The 19,534-nt window shown below is 37.1% G+C and carries 17 protein-coding genes; 2 read left to right on the top strand and 15 right to left on the bottom strand.

The genetic code is table 11. From position 1 onward, the window contains the following. Positions 1-15: 15 nt before the first annotated feature. Positions 16-1,140: a non-hydrolyzing UDP-N-acetylglucosamine 2-epimerase gene (wecB, locus tag R7F64_RS07325; protein ID WP_047103843.1), complete on the bottom strand. Its 1,125-nt coding sequence runs from the start codon at positions 1,138-1,140 to the stop codon at positions 16-18. Between the two features lie 867 nt (positions 1,141-2,007). On the opposite strand from wecB (R7F64_RS07325), the gene R7F64_RS07320 reads away from it, so the two are divergent. Together R7F64_RS07320 and wecA are read left to right on the top strand one after the other, a co-directional pair. Beyond that, complete coding sequence (locus R7F64_RS07320) at positions 2,008-3,333, top strand: MBL fold metallo-hydrolase RNA specificity domain-containing protein (RefSeq protein WP_054574222.1); 1,326 nt, start codon at positions 2,008-2,010, stop codon at positions 3,331-3,333. 137 nt (positions 3,334-3,470) lie between these two features. Continuing rightward, the gene (gene wecA, locus R7F64_RS07315) at positions 3,471-4,544 is read left to right on the top strand and encodes a UDP-N-acetylglucosamine--undecaprenyl-phosphate N-acetylglucosaminephosphotransferase (protein WP_047103840.1); all 1,074 of its coding nucleotides are present in this window, start codon (positions 3,471-3,473) and stop codon (positions 4,542-4,544) included. A gap of 37 nt (positions 4,545-4,581) precedes the next feature. On the opposite strand, the gene R7F64_RS07310 is transcribed toward wecA, so the two are convergent. Genes R7F64_RS07310 through wecB (R7F64_RS07245) form a run of 14 tightly spaced genes read right to left on the bottom strand, consistent with a single transcriptional unit; the run spans position 4,582 to position 19,503 of the window. After that, positions 4,582-5,304: a WecB/TagA/CpsF family glycosyltransferase gene (locus R7F64_RS07310; protein WP_047103838.1), complete on the bottom strand. Its 723-nt coding sequence runs from the start codon at positions 5,302-5,304 to the stop codon at positions 4,582-4,584. Beyond that, positions 5,285-6,322, bottom strand: coding sequence for a glycosyltransferase family 4 protein (locus tag R7F64_RS07305; protein ID WP_047103836.1), 1,038 nt, complete (start codon positions 6,320-6,322; stop codon positions 5,285-5,287). The genes R7F64_RS07310 and R7F64_RS07305 overlap by 20 nt, the downstream gene beginning before the upstream one ends. An 18-nt stretch (positions 6,323-6,340) precedes the next feature. Continuing rightward, complete coding sequence (locus tag R7F64_RS07300; protein ID WP_047103834.1) at positions 6,341-7,468, bottom strand: EpsG family protein; 1,128 nt, start codon at positions 7,466-7,468, stop codon at positions 6,341-6,343. A 2-nt stretch (positions 7,469-7,470) separates the two neighbouring features. Further along, the gene (locus tag R7F64_RS07295) at positions 7,471-8,484 is read right to left on the bottom strand and encodes a hypothetical protein (RefSeq protein ID WP_047103832.1); all 1,014 of its coding nucleotides are present in this window, start codon (positions 8,482-8,484) and stop codon (positions 7,471-7,473) included. Further along, positions 8,474-10,186 (bottom strand): hypothetical protein, encoded by a 1,713-nt coding sequence (locus R7F64_RS07290; protein WP_052767714.1) that lies wholly within the window; start codon positions 10,184-10,186, stop codon positions 8,474-8,476. The genes R7F64_RS07295 and R7F64_RS07290 overlap by 11 nt, the downstream gene beginning before the upstream one ends. A gap of 1 nt (position 10,187) precedes the next feature. Further along, positions 10,188-11,621 carry an MOP flippase family protein gene (locus R7F64_RS07285; protein WP_047103830.1) on the bottom strand — a complete coding sequence of 478 codons (1,434 nt, stop codon included), beginning with the start codon at positions 11,619-11,621 and terminating at the stop codon, positions 10,188-10,190. Next, a complete protein-coding gene (gene rffA, locus R7F64_RS07280) occupies positions 11,618-12,742 on the bottom strand; it encodes a dTDP-4-amino-4,6-dideoxygalactose transaminase (protein WP_047103892.1) in 1,125 nt (374 codons plus the stop codon). Before rffA ends, R7F64_RS07285 begins: the two co-directional genes overlap by 4 nt. A 7-nt stretch (positions 12,743-12,749) precedes the next feature. Continuing rightward, positions 12,750-13,445, bottom strand: coding sequence for a WbqC family protein (locus tag R7F64_RS07275; RefSeq protein WP_318071569.1), 696 nt, complete (start codon positions 13,443-13,445; stop codon positions 12,750-12,752). Positions 13,446-13,455: 10 nt separating this feature from the next. Then, the gene (locus tag R7F64_RS07270; RefSeq protein ID WP_256900472.1) at positions 13,456-14,124 is read right to left on the bottom strand and encodes a hypothetical protein; all 669 of its coding nucleotides are present in this window, start codon (positions 14,122-14,124) and stop codon (positions 13,456-13,458) included. Next, complete coding sequence (locus R7F64_RS07265; RefSeq protein ID WP_256900473.1) at positions 14,117-15,163, bottom strand: TDP-N-acetylfucosamine:lipid II N-acetylfucosaminyltransferase; 1,047 nt, start codon at positions 15,161-15,163, stop codon at positions 14,117-14,119. The genes R7F64_RS07270 and R7F64_RS07265 overlap by 8 nt, the downstream gene beginning before the upstream one ends. Positions 15,164-15,166: 3 nt before the next feature. Beyond that, positions 15,167-16,030 carry a glucose-1-phosphate thymidylyltransferase RfbA gene (rfbA, locus tag R7F64_RS07260; protein WP_256900474.1) on the bottom strand — a complete coding sequence of 288 codons (864 nt, stop codon included), beginning with the start codon at positions 16,028-16,030 and terminating at the stop codon, positions 15,167-15,169. Continuing rightward, positions 16,027-17,094 carry a dTDP-glucose 4,6-dehydratase gene (gene rfbB, locus R7F64_RS07255; RefSeq protein WP_256900475.1) on the bottom strand — a complete coding sequence of 356 codons (1,068 nt, stop codon included), beginning with the start codon at positions 17,092-17,094 and terminating at the stop codon, positions 16,027-16,029. The genes rfbA and rfbB overlap by 4 nt, the downstream gene beginning before the upstream one ends. Then, on the bottom strand, positions 17,094-18,359 hold the full coding sequence (wecC, locus tag R7F64_RS07250) for a UDP-N-acetyl-D-mannosamine dehydrogenase (protein ID WP_171344428.1): 1,266 nt from the start codon (positions 18,357-18,359) through the stop codon (positions 17,094-17,096). Before wecC ends, rfbB begins: the two co-directional genes overlap by 1 nt. Positions 18,360-18,381: 22 nt before the next feature. Then, entirely contained in the window at positions 18,382-19,503 is a 1,122-nt protein-coding gene (gene wecB, locus R7F64_RS07245; RefSeq protein WP_256900476.1) for a non-hydrolyzing UDP-N-acetylglucosamine 2-epimerase, read from the bottom strand. Positions 19,504-19,534 lie beyond the last annotated feature (31 nt).

Here is a 19,534-nt window from a genome sequence, read left to right as displayed (position 1 = left end):
TTCCTAACTAAATGATTATTTTGCTAATTCTTCTAAAATACGCTGACATGCTAGACCATCACCATAAGGGTTGTGTGCAAAGCTCATCGCTTGGTAAGCCTCTTTGTCATTCAGTAATACATCTAAACCAGTGACAATCTTATCTACATCTGTACCCACTAGCTTTACTGTGCCCGCGGCAACGGCTTCCGGTCTTTCTGTTGTGTCACGCATAACTAATACAGGTTTGCCTAGGGAAGGCGCTTCTTCTTGGATGCCGCCAGAGTCGGTAAGAATGATATGTGCTCGACTCATTAGGTAGATAAATGGCAGATATTGTTGAGGCTCGATAAGATGCACATTATCTACGTTTGACAGAATGCGATTTACTGGCTCTCTTACATTCGGGTTTAGATGTACTGGGTATAAGATCTGTGCTTCAGGGTGGTCTTGCGCGGTTTTAGCTAAAGCTTCACAAATGCGTTCAAAACCGCCACCAAAACTTTCGCGACGGTGACCAGTAACCAAAATCAGTTTTTTGCTTTCATCAAGCATTGGAAACTGGCTTGCCAATTGTTGGTTAAGCGCACTGTCGTTATCAATTTTGTCTTTAACCATCAATAGAGCATCGATAACGGTATTACCTGTGATGCTGATATTGTCTGAATTGATGTTTTCTTGTAGCAGATTGTGTTGCGAGGTTTCTGTAGGAGCAAAGTGATAAGTAGTTAACGCACCGGTTAGTTTTCGGTTTGCCTCTTCTGGCCATGGCGAGTAAATATTGCCAGTGCGCAGACCTGCCTCTACATGGCCCACAGCAATTTGCTCATAGTAAGCTGCAAGGCTTGCAGCAAAGGTAGTTGCAGTATCACCGTGTACAAGCACTACATCTGGCTTAAACTCCTGAAGTACTGGTTTAAGTTCCAGTAAGATACGGGCCGTTACATCGTTCAGTGATTGACCAGCCTTCATCAGGTTAAGATCGTAATCAGGCTTAATTTCAAATAACTCTAAAACCTGATCCAGCATTTCTCGATGTTGAGCGGTAACGCAGCACTTAGCGTCAAATCGCTCATCATTTGCAAGCGCATGAACTAGAGGAGCCATTTTTATGGCTTCTGGACGTGTACCGAATACGGTGAGAATTTTCTTTTTAGACATTGTAAATAACCTAGGCCAAAGAATAGGACGTTGATGTGAATAATCGCGAGTGGTGGACACAACACTTCTTCTTACATTAAAAAGCAACAAAGCATTGTTTCCGGACAGCACAATAACCCCAGAGGAAAATACGCAAACGAACGCGCCATACCTTTGAGGAGCAGAAATCTAGGTAGACAATTTAGGCAAGTCAGTCATTTTCGCAAAGAAGAAGCTCTTGTGAAGACTGTGGTTGATAGGTATTGGTTGATAAACCTGATGCCTAGCCATTATCTTTTTAAAACAGTGTTCATTACTGTTTTGTCCTCCTCTGACGTAATAGGAGGTGCTTTAAGTGTTTGTTTGAAGTCTCTATTTTACTTATAGAGCCTTGCCAGAAATGCAACAGTGTGCTTAATTGTATTTATTGTCTGGCGACATTTTTATGTCACTCGGAGAAATTTTTTTGCTTTTTGGCACGCTACCGCCCTTAGGTCTGGCTCCTAAAGGCAATGCATTTGTTTTTTTATCATTTGTGCTCAAGGCAAAGGAGTGTATAGCAAACAGGTTGCAACGAAAAGCACAACACTGACAAAAAAATGGCTTTCTTATGACAACTGGCCAAAATGCAAACTGTCAGTTTGACAAGAAGATCGTAAATTCTGCCTACCTAAAACGCGTTTTATAATACGCATTTATTCATTTTTATTTATTACAAAATGCAAAAAGTTGACTATGTGGAATATGCGTCACAATTTAGTGCAACTAAAAATACCATTTGACACTCTCCTAGCATTTTGACTCCTACTTTTGTGTTTATCTGGCTGGTTGCCTCTCCCTCTTCTTTCTTGAATTCATTACATTGATGCTCATGAAAAGGAGATCGTTATGAAAGTACTTCATCATGGTGGGAAGAATACGGTGACAGGCTCTTGTCACGAACTGCAACTCGAGCACGGGAGCATTTTTATCGATTGTGGGCTATTTCAGGGTAAAGATGCATTGGTAGGCCGTCATGACCGTTCGATGGCGATAGAGTTTTCCTTAGCCAAGGTAAAAGCACTGGTGCTGACTCATGCTCATATTGACCACATAGGCCGATTACCGTGGTTACTCGCTGCGGGTTTTAAAGGTAAAATCTACTGCACACAAGCTACTGCTGAGTTGGTCCCTCTTATGCTAGAGGATGGATTAAAGCTACAACTGGGTTTAGGCAAGCATCAAAGACAGCACATCTTAAATCTAATTAAGCAGCGATTGGTGCCGTGCCAGTACAACACATGGCTTCCTCTTAAGGGGTTGGCTTATTTACGCTTTCAGCCTGCAGGCCATATTTTAGGCTCTGCTTATTTGGAATTTAAACTCTCAAATAATGACGTAGTTGTATTCTCCGGCGATCTCGGCCCAAGTGATACGCCTTTACTTCCTGATCCTAAGCCGCCAGAAAAAGCGGACTATTTGTTTATTGAATCGACCTATGGTGATAAGCACCATGAAAGTGTGAAAAGTAGAAGTGCTCGGCTGCTTTCTATTGTCGAACATGCACTGGAAGATGGTGGTGTGATTGTTATTCCTGCTTTTAGTGTAGGTAGAGCACAAGAACTGTTATTCGATATTGAACAGCTTTTGTACCAGGAGTCTTTACATAGAGCCCTACCGATTATTCTTGATTCGCCTTTAGCAAGAAAGGTGACAAAAACTTATCGGCGCTTTAAAAAGCTTTGGGGTAAAGAAGCGAAGCAGCGTTTGGAGCAGCAACGTCACCCTTTAGCGTTTGAACAATGTATTACGATTGAGACTCATGCTGAACATATGAGATTGGTGAATCGTCTGGCGAGCACGTCTGAGCCAGCTATTGTGGTTGCGGCTTCTGGGATGTGCGAAGGTGGTCGAGTGGTAAATTATCTTAATGCGTTGTTACCAGATAGTCGTAATGATGTGCTGTTTGCTGGCTATCAAGCAGAGGGAACGCTAGGCAGAGAAATTCAAGAAGGGGCGAGTGAGGTTGATATCGAAGGAAAGAAAATTAAAGTGAAAGCTCAAATACATACGATGTCTGGCTATTCTGCTCATGCAGATCAATCTGATCTAATTCGATTTGTAGAAGGAATTAATCCGCCGCCAAAAGAAGTGCATTTGATTCATGGTGAAAGAATGGCAAAAGCGGAGCTGTATCAACATTTTGCCAGGAAAAAAACGAACATTGTGCTTTAATTTACTGATAAGTAAATCAGGAGAAATAGTGTAAAAGTAACGTTTTGCTACCATTTCGTTGCTTATTTTCTCCTTGAGATAGTTACCTTGTCGGTTAAAATAGCCGTCGAATAATTACAATGGCAGTTGGCACTATTATGTTTCTGGAACTTCTATTTATCTTCTTTTCTTCGTTTGCCACTTTGTTTCTCATGCGTAAGGTTGCTAAGTCGGTTGGCTTAGTCGATAAACCAAACGAAAGGAAGTTACATGAAGGTGCTGTTCCACTTATCGGTGGGATTTCTATCTGCATTGTTCTTATCCAGTTTCTCACCTTTAAACCACAAGTTATCGAATACAGTTGGCTGTATGTATGTTCTATCGCACTCTTAACGCTTATCGGAGCCATCGACGATAAGGTCGACTTGAGTTTCAAGATACGCATGGGGGTTCAGGCTGGCTTGTCTTTAGTGATGATTCATATTGCCGGTATTGAACTGCACAGTTTAGGAAACATGTTCGGTTTTGGTGAAATCAACTTAGGTTGGACTGGCATTGTGATTACAGTGTTAGCGGTGATAGGTGCAATCAATGCTTTTAATATGGTAGACGGCATTGATGGTCTTCTGGGTGGGCTTTCTATTGTAACCTTTGGCGCTCTTGCCTATTTATTGAGGGTAGACGCCCAACACGGCTTAGCTTACCTCTGTGTGGTAATTATTGTTGCCATGCTGCCGTATATTTTCATGAACTTGGGTATTTTAGGGCGCGCTCGAAAAGTATTTATGGGTGACGCAGGCAGCATGATGATTGGCTTTACAGTTATTTGGCTGTTGCTCGGTGTCAGCCAAGCAGAAAGCAAACCTTTGATGCGTCCAGTAACAGCATTGTGGTTAATTGCGGTTCCGTTGATGGACATGGCGGCCATCATGATTCGCCGCGTTCGCCGCGGGGATTCGCCATTCAAACCTGACAGAGAACACTTGCATCATATTTTCCAACGTATGGGTTTAAGCCCTAAGCAAACCCTAGTAGCAATCTGCGGTATCGCGACTCTTTATGCTGCTTTTGGTATTTACGGTGAGCTGGCGGGTATTTCTGAACCAGTGATGTTCTATACCTTCATTGCTTGTTTTATTGTGTATTCAATTTTACTTGCTTATGTGTGGCGAATTACGAGTTACTTTCGTAGTAAGTTAAATAGTAACGAAGCGACAGCAACCGAGCTTTGATACAAAAAGGGCTCTCAGGCCCCTTTTCAAACTCGACCTACAGTTTGTTTGCTAAAGCTAAGTAAACATATTTTGTAAGCTTTATTTGTCTAAATATTCTTGATGGCTCAGAGAGTAGTCGATATAGCCATTCTAAGTTCAGACGACACCAAAAATCAGGCGCTCTCTTAACCTCACCGACAAAAACATTATAAGTTCCGCCAACCCCCATCATAAAGCAAGTTAAACCACTATCTTTTGCTTTCTTCATAAATAGCTCCTGCTTTGGAGAACCAAGAGCCACAGAAAGGATTTTAGCTCCAGAGCGCCGAATCTCATTAATAAGTAACTCTTCATCAGAGAAGTAACCATCCTGAGACCCAACTACGTTAACACCTTGCTGCTTGAGCTTATCCACAGTTCTGAGCAACACTCTTTCTTTGGCTCCTAAAATAAAAACTGGGGTATCGTCTTTAGCCGCTGCAATCATAAGCTGCTCCCAAAGCTCACAGCCGGGGATTCTACTAATCTTTTGGCTAAGTTTCTTAGATGCGACCCAAGCCGCCCCCATTCCATCTAAGTAACGAAAATTTGCAACTTCAATGGCACTTTTTGTTTCTGAACTTGTTCTAGACGCGAGAATTTTTTCAGGGTTGATTGCAACTGCGATTGTTGCGTTATCAAGGTTATGGTTCATGATAGTGCTCACAGCAGATTCCATTTTATCGAAGCAATGAACCTCAAAATTATCAATATTAGTCTTAAGCACTGTATTCGACATTCTTTAAAAACCTCTTTGTAACTGGCTCGGGAGAATATTTACTAAGTACATATTCGTCTCCTTTTATATCTCTCATTTCTGCTGCTACTTTTATGGCACAAGCCAAAGAGACTGGGTCATCATTGTCAATCAAAACTCCCATGCCTTCAGGCACTACGTCTGGTATCGCTTGGAAATTGAGAGCTACAACGGGAATATTAGCTGATAAAGCTTCCAGATAAACCATACCAAAGGAGTCGAATCGAGAGGGTAGGCAAAACAGTTCAGTTTTGGAAAACAATTCAAGCTTGGCTTCATAATCAACCCAACCAAGAAAGTGGACGCGATCTTGCAGACCAAAGTTGTTTACTTGCTGTCTGAGTTCATTCTCTAAAGGGCCGGTGCCTCCAATATGTAAATGGTAGTGAGGAGGTAAATGCTGGAAAGCTGAAATTGTCTCTCTTAAACCTTTATCTTCTACGAGTCTCGCCATGCTAAGGACATCAATTGTTGGTTTTTCGGGAAAGAACTTCTTTATCTGAGGGGACGCCTGATTCCTCTTTATGAACTGCAATATTTGTTGATCAATTGGATTTGGCGAAACTACTACTTTGTGAGTAAAACCTTTAGATGAAAATTGACTCTTCCACCATTTAGTTAGCACAACAAAGTTATCTGCAATTGAATATAAAAACGACAAATAACACCTACCAACAACATTATTAAGGTAAGAGTGTGTTTTTCTAGAGTGAAAGTGAATAACTATTTTAGCACCTTGGGTTTTACACAATAATATAAGTAAAGTTTTCCTTAACATTGAAAACCATGGACCACAATGAAACCAACAAACATCTCCTTTCTTTACGCTAAGAGCAGATTTACAGGAAGAAATTAAATCTCTAATTTTATTTCCTTCAGAATGTGTCGTTGTCAATTCAAACTCTATATTGTTCGCACGTAGACTTTCTACATAACCGACTAGCGCTGTGCTAATACCACCTTTACCATTTTTTAATTCCGTACTAAAAATATGAATCATGTTCTCCCTCATCAATAATTAAACGGGAACACCGCTAGGTAAAAGATACATCAAAAAAATCGCAACCAGATTAATACCAAGCATACCAATAGTAGCGAAATGGAATAGAATATTATATTTTCTTCCTTTAACATAGTGGATTGTAAAAACAAGAAGGTAGATAACTAGAAGATAACTAAGCTCTACTATTCTGGCCGCTATAACAAACTGATTAGAAATAATCATTGATAGAGACAAGAAAACCATTATATTGGTTAAATTTAATGGTAACCTAAAAGATTTTCTCTTTTCTTTCTGAGCTAGCAAACTAGTATTAGCATTAATAAAAAATACTAATAGATATAGCATTAAACATCTTCCTATCATCAATAGATACTTTAACATTTCCGTACTATTTGCAAAACTTTCTTTCCCTTCTCTTGTCAATATCGCATGAATAGACACTAATATGGGTTGGGAAAAACCAGCCTTTTCTACAACAAGCGTTAGTAACAGTATTGATAACGGAAACGCTCCAAGAGTAACTATTAGAATCAGTTTGTTAGTTATTCTGAAAAATCTTCCAACACTATATAAAAAGTATAATACTGGAAAGATTAAAACAGTTTTATGAAAATAAAATGAAACAATAAATAATACTAAAGCCGCAACGTAAGATCTCTTTGAGAAAAACATTATTGCTGAAAAAGAAACTAAAATTGCGACAGACGATCTTATCGATTCATAGGGACCGGGTAAAAAAGCAATTAAAAAATACGCAGAAAAGAACAACGTTAATGGTAGACCAGTCAAAAAACCTGCAAAGACTAACGCTACTATAGAGACTAAGATATAAAGAAATAGTACCCCACGAAACCCAAAACCAAAGTAGTCAGACATGTGAGAAAAGATATGAAAGGTTGCTTCATAGTGTTTATTTAGAACACCAACGCGATGTTCAAAAGAACTTATCGAGAAATCTAACCCTACAATCTCATTGTAAATCGTGTAATAGTTATTTAAATCATAACCAAACTGCCTTAGTGTAACCAAGATTAAGATAGGTATAAAAAACAAAAATATTAGAGATTTAAATTCGTGTTTGTATGCTGTATTTATATACGAATATATAAAAAACAGTGATAATATAGAAAGCTCGAAAAGCATTGTTAGTCTTCCAATCGCAACATTATCTTTCTATAGCTTTTTTCTATGGATACATCATTGTATATTTCTTTAATTTCAGCAAGTACGTCAAAATATTCATCATAAGAAAACTCTGATATATCACCGTAGAAAAGTGGATAATCCTCACTTAAAAGTTCAATTATCGGCTCATGTTTAAGGGTAATTATTGGTAACTTCCAAGAAATATAATCCAATATTTTAATTGGATATGTAATAGCATCATAATTATTAATAGGTCTAGAATGTACAGCTGCTATTATATCACCTTGACGCAATCTTTCTATCACACCATCTCGATTCAAACTTAGTATTTCAATATTATCTTTTACATTCGGGTACATCGAATGCTCGAAGACTATTTTCTCATCTCGTGTAACTAAAAGGAGCTTTAGACCCTTATCTAGATTATAAGCGAAATCTATTAATTCATTCACACCAGAATATCGATACTGCAAACCTCCAACGTGAATAATATATTTCGTCCTTTCATCATTTACTTTAGGGAAAGAAAAAGATTTATATTCATCCTCTACAATACCGGGAGGAAGTGCCCCTATATCTTTTTTTACATTATAGTAAGTACAGTAAACATCTCCCATACCTAAGGTTGGAAAATATAATGTCTTAGAAAGAGATATATAGAATTTATTTGTTAGATCAAGCAGAATCTTAGTAATCTTTTTTCTAAACGAGCTATATTCGCCAGGAAAAAGGATTGTGTAGCAATCTCGGATATATACGTGAATATCACAAGCCTTGATATACTTAAGAAAAATCAAACAAAATAGGTCTACAACATTAAGCCTGTTTGTAGAAGACTCAACATAAATTAGACTCTTAGACTCAACTTTCAATGAATCGGAAAGTTTACTTCGACCCGAGCCAGAAATGACACTTCCGAAGAATTTAGATTGAATAATATTACTTACACGAACAGCTGGACCACTGTTTTTTTTCTCTATACTAGGAACGACATATAATACTTTATTTTTCATATATAAATTTTGCAATTGACAACAATGATATAACTTGGTTTCTTTCTAAGCTAGTACCATTATCAAATAGATTTGATACTTCCGACTTAAGTTTATGATGAACTTCTAGAAATAAAATGTTATTTTCAAAATACTGCTGATAGAAATCTCTCAACTCTTCATTATTTTTTAACCAGAAGTCTATCGGGTTCATATTACTTCTTGTGTTCAGGCTTGGAAAAATATTTACCTTTTTTAACAACTTTTTAATCACGTACTTTAAAGGCAAAGAACGACCTTTAACTGAGATATATTGCGTATTGATTTTACTCCCAGTCTTCTCCCAAACATAATCACCAGATTGAGGGTATTTCTTTTGTAACCATTTTCGATAGATATAATGATCGAATCTCATATCTAAAGGAATCGATAAACAAAAGTTTAACAGGTCAACATCATAAAAAGGAGAGTATGTCTCCGTCTCTTGTTGAGCTAGAACCAAACCTTGATTTATGCCAGAGAATCCTCGTGTATTCAGTTTAAACATTTCTTCGTTAGGATATTCATAACGAGGTTGGTTTAAGTCAATGTTATTGGCAAGCACTCTCGAATACGCACCTGAAAGCCTATCAAAATCGACAACGTGTGTGGATTTTGATGAATAAGTACCAATGACCACATCACCTAATTGACCCGAATGAATCATACCAAAGCGCTCTTGGTCAATTAAATCCAAACAACTTTTCCCGTGAGAAAGTCCAAAGTATAGAGCGTTACCGCCAGTAATCTTTGTAATTTCATCCACGTTGTTTAAAAAGAGGCCGTTATCTAAGGATTTAAATATCCATTCATGTTTTAAATCACGAGCGATCTCTTTAGGAATAGTCTCATCTAAATAATCGGACTCAGAGAAAGTATAATTGACTATGTTCTTGCCAAAGCCCATTTGATTAGCAACCCAAGTCGTCATCCTTGAATCTAACCCGCCACTGAGTGCAACCAAATGTTTATAATTGTGCTCACGATCCTTACTAAATGCACGATGGATAGCCTGTCTGAAAAGTTCATCAAGTCTATCTATGATTTTCTCCTCATTTAGTGAGGTTATATGCTTATTATCCGGTTTGTAGAATTGCTCTATTGATAACTCGTTTGGTGTAATCTTAACAAAACGACCCGGTTCAATTCGATTAATAGTCTTGACTAAAGTTTTTCCGCCGAAGACAAAACCGTAAGTTAATAAATCGTAGGCAGAATCCTCTTCTAAGTCGATTGTACACCCTAGTTCTTTTAAGTTCGCAAGTACGTCTACAAAGCAACTTCCCGCAATAAAGCCCTTTTCTGTTTTAGTGTAATAAATCGGCTTAGAACCGATGTGATCAGAGAAAACTATCGTCTTATCATTTTCTTTACTTAAAATTACACCTTGAAAAGACCCCCTAAATAAGCTAAAAAAATCATCTCCAAAATCTTTATAAAGATTTATTACAACATTTTCCCAAGAGAGGGCATCATCATATCGTTCGGATAGTTCACTTTTGTTTAAAACAACACCGTCTATAAATAACAACATTGTTTCATTATCAATTAAGACAGCATCTTTATAGAATTTGCTTTTCCTATCTTTTGATATTTGAATATCATTATCTATGTTCGAAGCAAGACAATGATTAAAATCATAGTGTTTAATCTTTTCATTTATAGAGAATAAAAAGTTCGACATGTCATTTACCACGTTTAATTAATTTACTTCGTACATCCGGATAGAATGAAATATAAAATACAAATAATAACAACAACAATAATGCTGATTTAACTATCACTAAGTAATAAACTTCAATATCCATATTTCCGAAAGAGAAATACAACAAAAGAACCAAACCGACATTAACTGCAAGTGCAGAAATGAGTGGCGAAACATATTTACTAAAACGGATCCCTGATAGCGGTAAGATAACAAATCTCCATATAGGAAGAATTGAAATTAGCTTTATAAAAATTATCGTTATAACAACTAAGATTAAGCTATAATGAGAAGAAATATACAATGAAGGCAATAATATCAAACTCATTAATAAATTCATGTAAAAGCCTAAATCAGCTCTACCTTTAGCTAATTGTAACGAACCAACTGGGTTACCAAAGACATTTAGTGCATTTACTACACACAGTCCAACAAGCAAAGACTTATGCTCCCCCCATCCGGGACCAAGATATATCTCTAGTATTTCATAAGAAGACAGAGCCAAAATTGAGTAAACAGGAATTATTGATATTGTGACCAATCTTATAACTTTTATGAATATATCAGAGAGTTGACGTTTATCATCTTGAAATTTGGCTAAAACAGGAAACGAGACTCTATTGATTACCGGATTTAGTATTTGAAATGGTTTTTGACAGAGTTGTTTTACAACACTATATACACCTAGGACTTCAGCTCCAAGTAACTTACCGATGATAATGGTATCAAACTGGGAAGAAAAATAGTTAATACTTCTTTCTCCCAACTGAAACATCCCAAAAGAAAGAAAATCTCTAACTTCATGAAAAGAAAACTTTATCTCAGGCTTAAATAATGCTCTTTCTTTAAAGAAGATAATAACATTTTGTAATAAAACCTTAAGGATTGCACCATAAACTATACTATAGATATCGTAATTAAGAAGAACCAAAACTATCGTAAGAATAAATGATGATACAGTAGAGAATATTTCTATTTTAGCTAGCGTGTTGAAACGTAATTCTTTTTGTAGAATAGCTCTATGCAAGTTTCCGACTGAAGATATAAAAAACGTTATTGCAAGTATGCCTAGTATGTTTGATAGAGCAGGTTCATTAAAAAACAAACTTATTATGTTTGAAGAGAAATAAACCAATAACGTTAAGAAAACACCAAATATAATGTTTAATGTAAATAAACAAGAAAACTGCTCTTTTGTAACTTCTCTTTTATGTATAACTGCATTAGAAATTCCCATATCCATGAATAGATTGCAAAACCCAATCACAACCGTTGATATGGCTATTAACCCCAACCCTTGTGGTTCTATGTAGCGAGCCAAAATTGCAAGCTGAACTATTTGACACAAAGCTACAGTAATTGATGACAGTGAGGTCCATTTGACCCCACGAATAGCCTTATCCTTTATATTCATTTAGCAAAAAATTCTTGAACGAGTTTAATAACCTTGTTTTGCTCATTTTCAGATAAATCCAAATACAATGGTAACCTCAATAAACGTTCACTCTCTATAGTAGTAAACTGATCTATACCTTGAAATTCACCACAGTTTTTACCGGCAGGAGAAGAATGGAGAGGTATATAGTGAAATGCAGCTTGCACACCATGAATTTTAAGAAAGTCTATTAGCGAATCTCTCGTCTGTAGGTCTTGCGTTTTTAAGTAATACATATGTGCATTATGAACTGCACCTTGAGGGATAGAAGGGCGTTCCACTTCTTTCAAATGCTCAAAACTGTTATGGTAAACGTCCCACAACTTTAAACGAGTTGAATTTATTGATTCTGCACTTTCTAACTGTGCATATAGGTAAGCTGCTTGTAGTTCACTTGGTAAAAAGCTACTCCCAACATCTACCCATGTGTATTTATCAACAACCCCTTTAAAGAATAGGCTACGATTTGTCCCTTTTTCTCTGATTATCTCGGCGCGTTCAAAAAAGTTTCGGTCGTTGACAATCAGTAGACCGCCTTCACCTCCACTGGTATAGTTTTTAGTTTCATGAAAACTAAAAGCACCGAAATGACCAATTGTACCAAGAGGTTTACCTTTGTAGTTGGACATAACGCCTTGTGCTGCATCTTCTATAACAAATAGATTATGTCGTTCAGCAATAGCCATTATTGTATCCATTTCACACGCAACTCCTGCGTAGTGAACAGGAACAATAGCTTTAGTTTTATCGGTAATAGCACCTTCAATCAATGATTCATCGATATTCATCGTATCAGGTTTTATATCAACGAAGACAATCTTTGCACCTCGAAGCACAAATGCATTCGCTGTACTCACAAATGTGTAACTTGGCATTATAACTTCGTCGCCAGGTTGTATATCTATTAGGATCGCCGCCATTTCTAAAGCTTGAGTGCAGTTATTAACTAACAACGTTCTCGAGCTAACAAATCGCTTGTCAAACCAAGATGTACATTTTTTTGTGAACTCTCCATCGCCACAAAGTTTTTTATTAAGCATAGCTTGCTCGAGATAGGTAAACTCCGTGCCAAGAACTGGTGGGCGATTGAAAGGAATCATTTTAATATCATCCATTTTTTCTTATAAACTCTAATGCGTTGGGTCCGCAGTTAAAAATAAGGTCAAGTACAGAAAGATGGTGATCAAATTCACCAAAACTTTGAGGGTATTCCGGATAAGAATAATCAATATAATCCAATTTTATATTAGCGTCCTCAAACTCTTTTTCTACTATATAATCTCTAGCAGCAGGTCCGGAAAGGTAATAATCTCCTTCTAACTGCTTACAGATATTAATCAGCCTCATCCCTTTTAGACCTTCATTACGGAGATCTGATGATTTTACAAAGTTAGCGTTAATCCCAAGAGCTTCAGATAATAAAATAGTTGTATTTATATTGAATTCAGACAAATTATCACTATCAATTTCATTATAAATTTTCTCGATTAGATAACTGTATTCATCAAAATAAGGAGCCTTCTTATATGATTGAGTAATTGTTTGATAGTGTTTTTTCTTCCAGTTTTTAGAGTTATCGATTTTTATATCATTAATCTTAGTTCCTAATGGCGCCTTTTTTACTGGAATTGTAAGCCAGACACTACCATTAGCAGTTTTAACCTTATTTCTGGTTCTCCAATCTTGCTTTGTATAATCAACGTCATCATAAAATACGAAAGTATTGACTCTGTCGATGAGATCGAATACACCTTTCCAAGGAATATAATTTGGCTGAAGGATTGCAACTTTATTTTTATACACTGAGATTACCTTAATCTATTACGATCCCATCCTCTTCATGATAGCTAATCACTTGAGCTGGAATGCCTATCAGTTTTTCATATTTTTTTGAGTTATTTTGAACTAAGGACTTAGCTCCTACTAACGTTTCATCTTCAATAATTAAATCTTGTAATAACGTAGAGCTAAAACCAAAAAAACAATTAGATTTAATCTCCGTTCTCCCCCCTACAATAACACCTGACGCTATAAAGTTATGATCACCAACTATGGAATCATGGCATAGTGTGGCTCTACTCCAAATGATGTTATTAGATCCGATATGACAATGTTGCTCTAATATAACGCTGTTCAGTATTAAATTGTTATCGCCAAGGAGCACACTTCGTGAAACATCAGAATTTTCAGAAATGTAGTTAATTAACTGGTACTGCTTTTCTTTTGCTTTTTTATACATGATTACTCTATTTCTCATTTTAGAGTAACCTACCGCGACAAACATTTTATACGTTTCAGGAGGGAAATGAGCTTGAATATCCTCGAAAGCATACACTTTTTTATTACAGAACTCATTTTCTTTAATGAATGAGTGATCAGCAGTGAAAGCAATAACCTCATAAAGCCCACTACCTTCAAATTCCTCTAAACAAAATTTTGCAAAATCACCGAGACCGTAGATAATAACTTTAATCTTAGCCATTAAATATTTCTTCCAATTGAGAATTTAAATTAGTAATCGAAAAGTTCCTCACCGCTTTATCTTTATTTTCTTTCGCTTCTTCATCACTAAGTTTTGATATTTCCATGTCTTCTATGGAATAGATATTAAAACCAATGCTTTTTAACGTTTTATAATGAGTGGTCTTATTCTTTAAATAGACTTTCTTACCCATTTCTAGCAAAACAATTATGTTACCGAAAGCCTGCTGCCGGTCATGTGCAAAAATTGCCACATCTACTTTTGCTAAAACCTCTTCATACTCAACCTTAGACAAAAATGTTGTTAAAGGATGAAATTTATCCCCAAAAGCTGCTTTTCCAGCATTGATAACTGACTGTGCATATGTTGTATCACCATATGAAAGAGGACAAATAACTTCTACTTCTCTATTTTTTATAAAGCTAATTTTTTCAATCATTTCTAAATGATTGTTATTTTTACACGCTGAATTCCCCAAGAGGATAGTCAATTTATCGCAATACGCTTTAGATTTAATGTCAGTTTTTTTCACCACATTCGAAGGATAGAAGAATGAGCTGTAATGCTTTAGCTTACAATTGAACGTTTTTTCAACAAGTAACTTGTCGCCCCCTATTTGAGTTATACACCCATTTAGATTGGACACCGCTATTGAGAAAACCTTGTTATTAATGCTATTAGAACTTTTATCTATCTGTTGATATAAGTCTCCTCCCCAAACGACCCATATTTTTTCAAGACTTTCTTTCTTTAATAAAAATAAAAGCTGGATATACTGGACTTTAAAGAGACTATGGAAAATAACTTTGTCAAAGTTATTAATAATTTTTATAAGTTTTATAATCAAGAAAAGCCTATTGCTTAGTTTCTGCTCTCTTTCCTCAACATAAGTGACATTTGAGAATTCACCTATATCGAAACCATTCCCTTGCTTCATGACCACAAAATGGTGCTGTTCATTTGGAAAATTGCTCCGAACAAGCTCAATAAAAGCGGGAAGAAACTTTTCTTCATGACATAGGTGAATAATTTTCTTCATATCTTAACTAATAATATCTAATAAATAACGGCCATAACCATTTTTCTTCATGGATGTGGCAATTTCGCGAACTTCATTTTCACTCAGCCATCCGTTATAAAAAGCAATCTCTTCCAAACATGCTATTTTATAACCTTGTCTTTTTTCTACTGTTTCCACAAAATGAGAAGCTTCTAATAAACTATCGTGTGTACCAGTGTCTAACCAAGCAAATCCTCGCCCTAGCAACTCAACCTGTAGTTCATTGTTTTCTAGATACTTCTGATTAATAGACGTAATTTCTAGTTCACCTCTCTCCGATGGCTGAATTGATTTTGCAAACTCTATAACCCTGTTGTCATAAAAATATAATCCAGTCACTGCATAGTTTGACTTAGGGTTCTTTGGTTTTTCTTCTATTGATTTAGCATTAAAGTCTTCATCAAACTCAACAACACCAAAACGTTCAGGGTCTTTAACTTGGTACCCAAAAACAGTCGCTCCCATCTTTTTATTGACAGAGTCTTTTAGTTTTTTTGAAAAACCTGGGCCGTAAAAGATGTTATCACCTAAGACAAGGCAAACCGAGTCTTTACCTATAAAATCTTCCCCAATAATAAATGCTTGGGCTAAACCGTCAGGACTTGGCTGTACTGCATAACTAAGATTAATTCCAAATGCAGAGCCATTACCAAGTAGGCGTTCAAAGTTTGGTAAGTCTTCAGGTGTAGTTATCACCAAAATATCTTTGATACCAGCGAGCATTAAAACTGATAATGGATAATATATCATCGGTTTGTCATACACTGGAATCAACTGCTTAGAAATACCTTTCGTAATTGGGTAAAGACGTGTGCCAGAACCTCCAGCTAAGATTATTCCTTTCATTGTTTTCCTACACCTAAACGTTCTAGATTATAAGAACCATCTAAAACACGTTGCCACCAGTTTGTATTTTCTAAGTACCACTCAACAGTTTTCTTAATCCCACTCTCAAATGATTCATTTGGTGTCCAACCTAACTCTTTCTCAATTTTACTCGCATCAATTGCATACCTCTGGTCATGCCCAGGACGATCGGCAACGAATGTAATGAGATCTTCATAATTTTTGATATTTTGGAGTTTATTTGGTTTTAATTTGTCGAGTATTCGACAAATCGTCGTCACTACTTCAAGATTCGTTTTCTCGTTGTGTCCACCGATATTGTATGTTTCTCCAAGAACCCCTTTTGTTGCCACAAGATACAAAGCACGTGCATGATCCTCTACAAACAGCCAGTCTCTTATTTGTTGACCATCGCCATAAATAGGTAGAGCTTTTCCTTCCAGTGCATTTAATATAACTAAAGGTATAAGCTTTTCAGGAAAGTGATATGGCCCATAGTTATTGGAACAGTTTGTAACGACTGTAGGAAATTGATAAGTTCGAGCCCATGCTCTTACTAGATGGTCACTCGAAGCCTTTGAAGCAGAATAAGGGCTACTTGGAGAATAAGAAGTCGTTTCTGTGAATAAATCGGAAGTACCTTCTAAATCCCCATAAACTTCGTCAGTTGATATATGATGGAAACGAAAAATTTTTTTTCTCTCTTCATCAAGCTGTTCCCAATAATTTCTACTCACTTCCAACATGGTATAGGTACCAATGATATTCGTCTCTATGAACGCGGATGGACCATCAATGGAACGATCTACATGGGACTCTGCAGCAAGATGCATTACTAAATCAGGGTTATGTTGCTTGAAAACCCTTTCTAGCTCTTCTCTGTCACAAATATCGACTCTTTCAAATGAATAGCGATCGCTACTTGAGACTTCCGTTAGCGACTCTAAATTGCCTGCGTATGTCAGTTTATCAATATTAACAACGCTATCATTAGTATTAGTAATTATATGCCTAATTACAGCGGAACCGATAAAACCGGCTCCACCTGTCACAAGAATTCGCATTACCAGATACCCTTAGTATCAATTAAAAAGTCTGAACTAATAGATTGTTCTTTAAATTCTGTGTGATCAACGAGCATTATATGAATATCAGCAGTCGACTTTGCAAAGTCAAAACTCTGAAGTTCAACGTGCTCCAATGAACTTGGTAACTGGTGAATATTAGGTTCAACAGCAATTACGTTCCCAGTGTGAAAAGAAGCTATTTCTTTTACGATCTGCATTGCAGGGCTTTCACGTAAATCATCGATATCAGGTTTAAAGGCTAAACCATAACATGCAATTGTAATCTCTTTGGCTGTTTTATCAGCATTCTCTTGCAAGAAATCCGCAATTGCCATTTTTGTTTTATTGACAACCCAACTAGGCTTGCTGTCATTCACTTTACGTGCAGTATGAATAATCTGAGCTTCTTCCGGCGTTTTTGAAACGATAAACCAAGGGTCTACGGCGATACAATGTCCACCAACACCCGGACCAGGTTGAAGGATGTTCACGCGTGGATGACGGTTTGCTAGTGCAATTAGCTCCCAGACATTAATTTCTAACTTGTCACAAATAACAGAAAGCTCATTTGCAAATGCAATCTGAACGTCACGAGAGCTGTTTTCAGTCAACTTTGCCATTTCAGCAGTGCGCGCATTAGTAATAACACATTCGCCTTGAACAAATGTTTGGTACAACTCAACTGATCGTTGCGAACATTTAGGTGTAAGGCCGCCAATTACACGATCATTTTCAACCAGTTCTCGAACGACATGACCTGGCAACACACGCTCCGGGCAATGTGCAATGTTAATGTCCGCGTTTTCGCCATGAGTTTGAGGGAAAGTAAGGTCTGAACGTGCCTGAGCTAGCCAATCTGCCATCTGCTCAGTAGCTCCTACTGGTGAAGTCGATTCTAGGATAACTAGATCTCCCTTCTTTAAGACAGGAGCAATTGCTTTACTCGCAGCTTCAATGTAAGAAAGGTCAGGAGCTGGGACTTCACCTACTTTGCAAGGTAAGAAGGGGGTTGGAACAGCTATAAGAAAAGCATCAGCCGCTTCTGGAGTTATCACCGCTTTTAGGTAACCTTCTTTAACTGCGGCATTTACGATCATATCAAGCTCAGGCTCAACGATATGGATTTTACCTTGATTGATAGTGTCAACAGCATGTTGGTTAACATCAACACCAATAACTTTTTTTTTGCGTGATGCGAACATTGCTGCTGTTGGCAAACCAATGTAGCCCAAACCTACAACTGATACTGTTTCAAAAGACATATATACTTCTCGTTAAATTAAATTATTTTGCTAGAACATCTAGAATTCGTTGACATGCTTTTCCATCCCCATAAGGGTTATGTGCAAAGCTCATTTCTTTGTATGCTTGTTCATCCTGAAGCAGCGTCGTTAAACCAACAACGATTCGGTCTATGTCAGTACCAACCAACTTAACGGTGCCAGCTTCTATAGCTTCTGGGCGCTCTGTAGTGTCTCTCATTACTAATACCGGTTTACCTAGAGAAGGCGCTTCTTCTTGAATGCCACCCGAATCAGTAAGTATGATGTGCGCTCTATTCATTAAGTAGATAAACGGTAAGTATTGTTGAGGCTCGATCAAATGCACATTGTTGATGCCCGCAAGAATTCGATTAACGGGCTCTCGTACATTCGGATTCAAATGCATAGGATAAACAATTTGAACTTCTGGATGTTTTTGCGCTGTCAAAGCTAGAGCCTCGCAAATACGCTCAAAGCCGCCACCAAAACTCTCTCTTCTGTGACCTGTAACGAGTACTAACTTTTTATCTTCACAAAGGAATGGGAATTGCTCCGATAACTGCTGATGAAGAGACTTATCATGATCAATTTTATCTTTAATCATCAATAGTGCATCGATAACCGTGTTCCCCGTCACAGAGATATTCTTTTTATCGAAATTCTCTTGTAACAAGTTATTTTGGGATGTTTCTGTTGGCGCAAAGTGATATTGCGTTAATGCTCCCGTCAACTTTCTATTTGCTTCCTCAGGCCAAGGAGAGTAGATGTTGCCTGTCCTTAAACCTGCTTCTACATGACCAACTGAAATTTGTTCGTAATATGCAGCAAGGCTAGCTGCAAATGTAGTTGCAGTATCACCATGGACTAAAACAACATCAGGTTTAAACTCATGTAATACTGGTTTTAATTCCAATAAGATCCGTGCAGTCACGTCATTAAGTGACTGACCTACTCTCATTAAGTTAAGGTCATAATCTGGTTTTATCTCAAATAGCTCAAGGACTTGGTCCAGCATCTCTCGATGTTGGGCTGTCACACAGCACTTTGCTTCAAATCGTTCGTCGGAAGCTAAAGCATGAACTAGAGGCGCCATCTTTATTGCTTCTGGTCGAGTACCAAATACCGTAAGAACCTTTTTTTTCATGGTCAAGATCAATAATCCCTAAGTTATAAAA

The organism is Vibrio sp. Vb1980 (assembly GCF_033338615.1).
In the GTDB taxonomy this organism is placed as follows: Bacteria; Pseudomonadota; Gammaproteobacteria; order Enterobacterales; family Vibrionaceae; genus Vibrio; species Vibrio alginolyticus.
The sequence above is the reverse complement of the archived record's forward strand: the minus strand, read 5'-3'. Positions and strand labels throughout refer to the sequence as shown.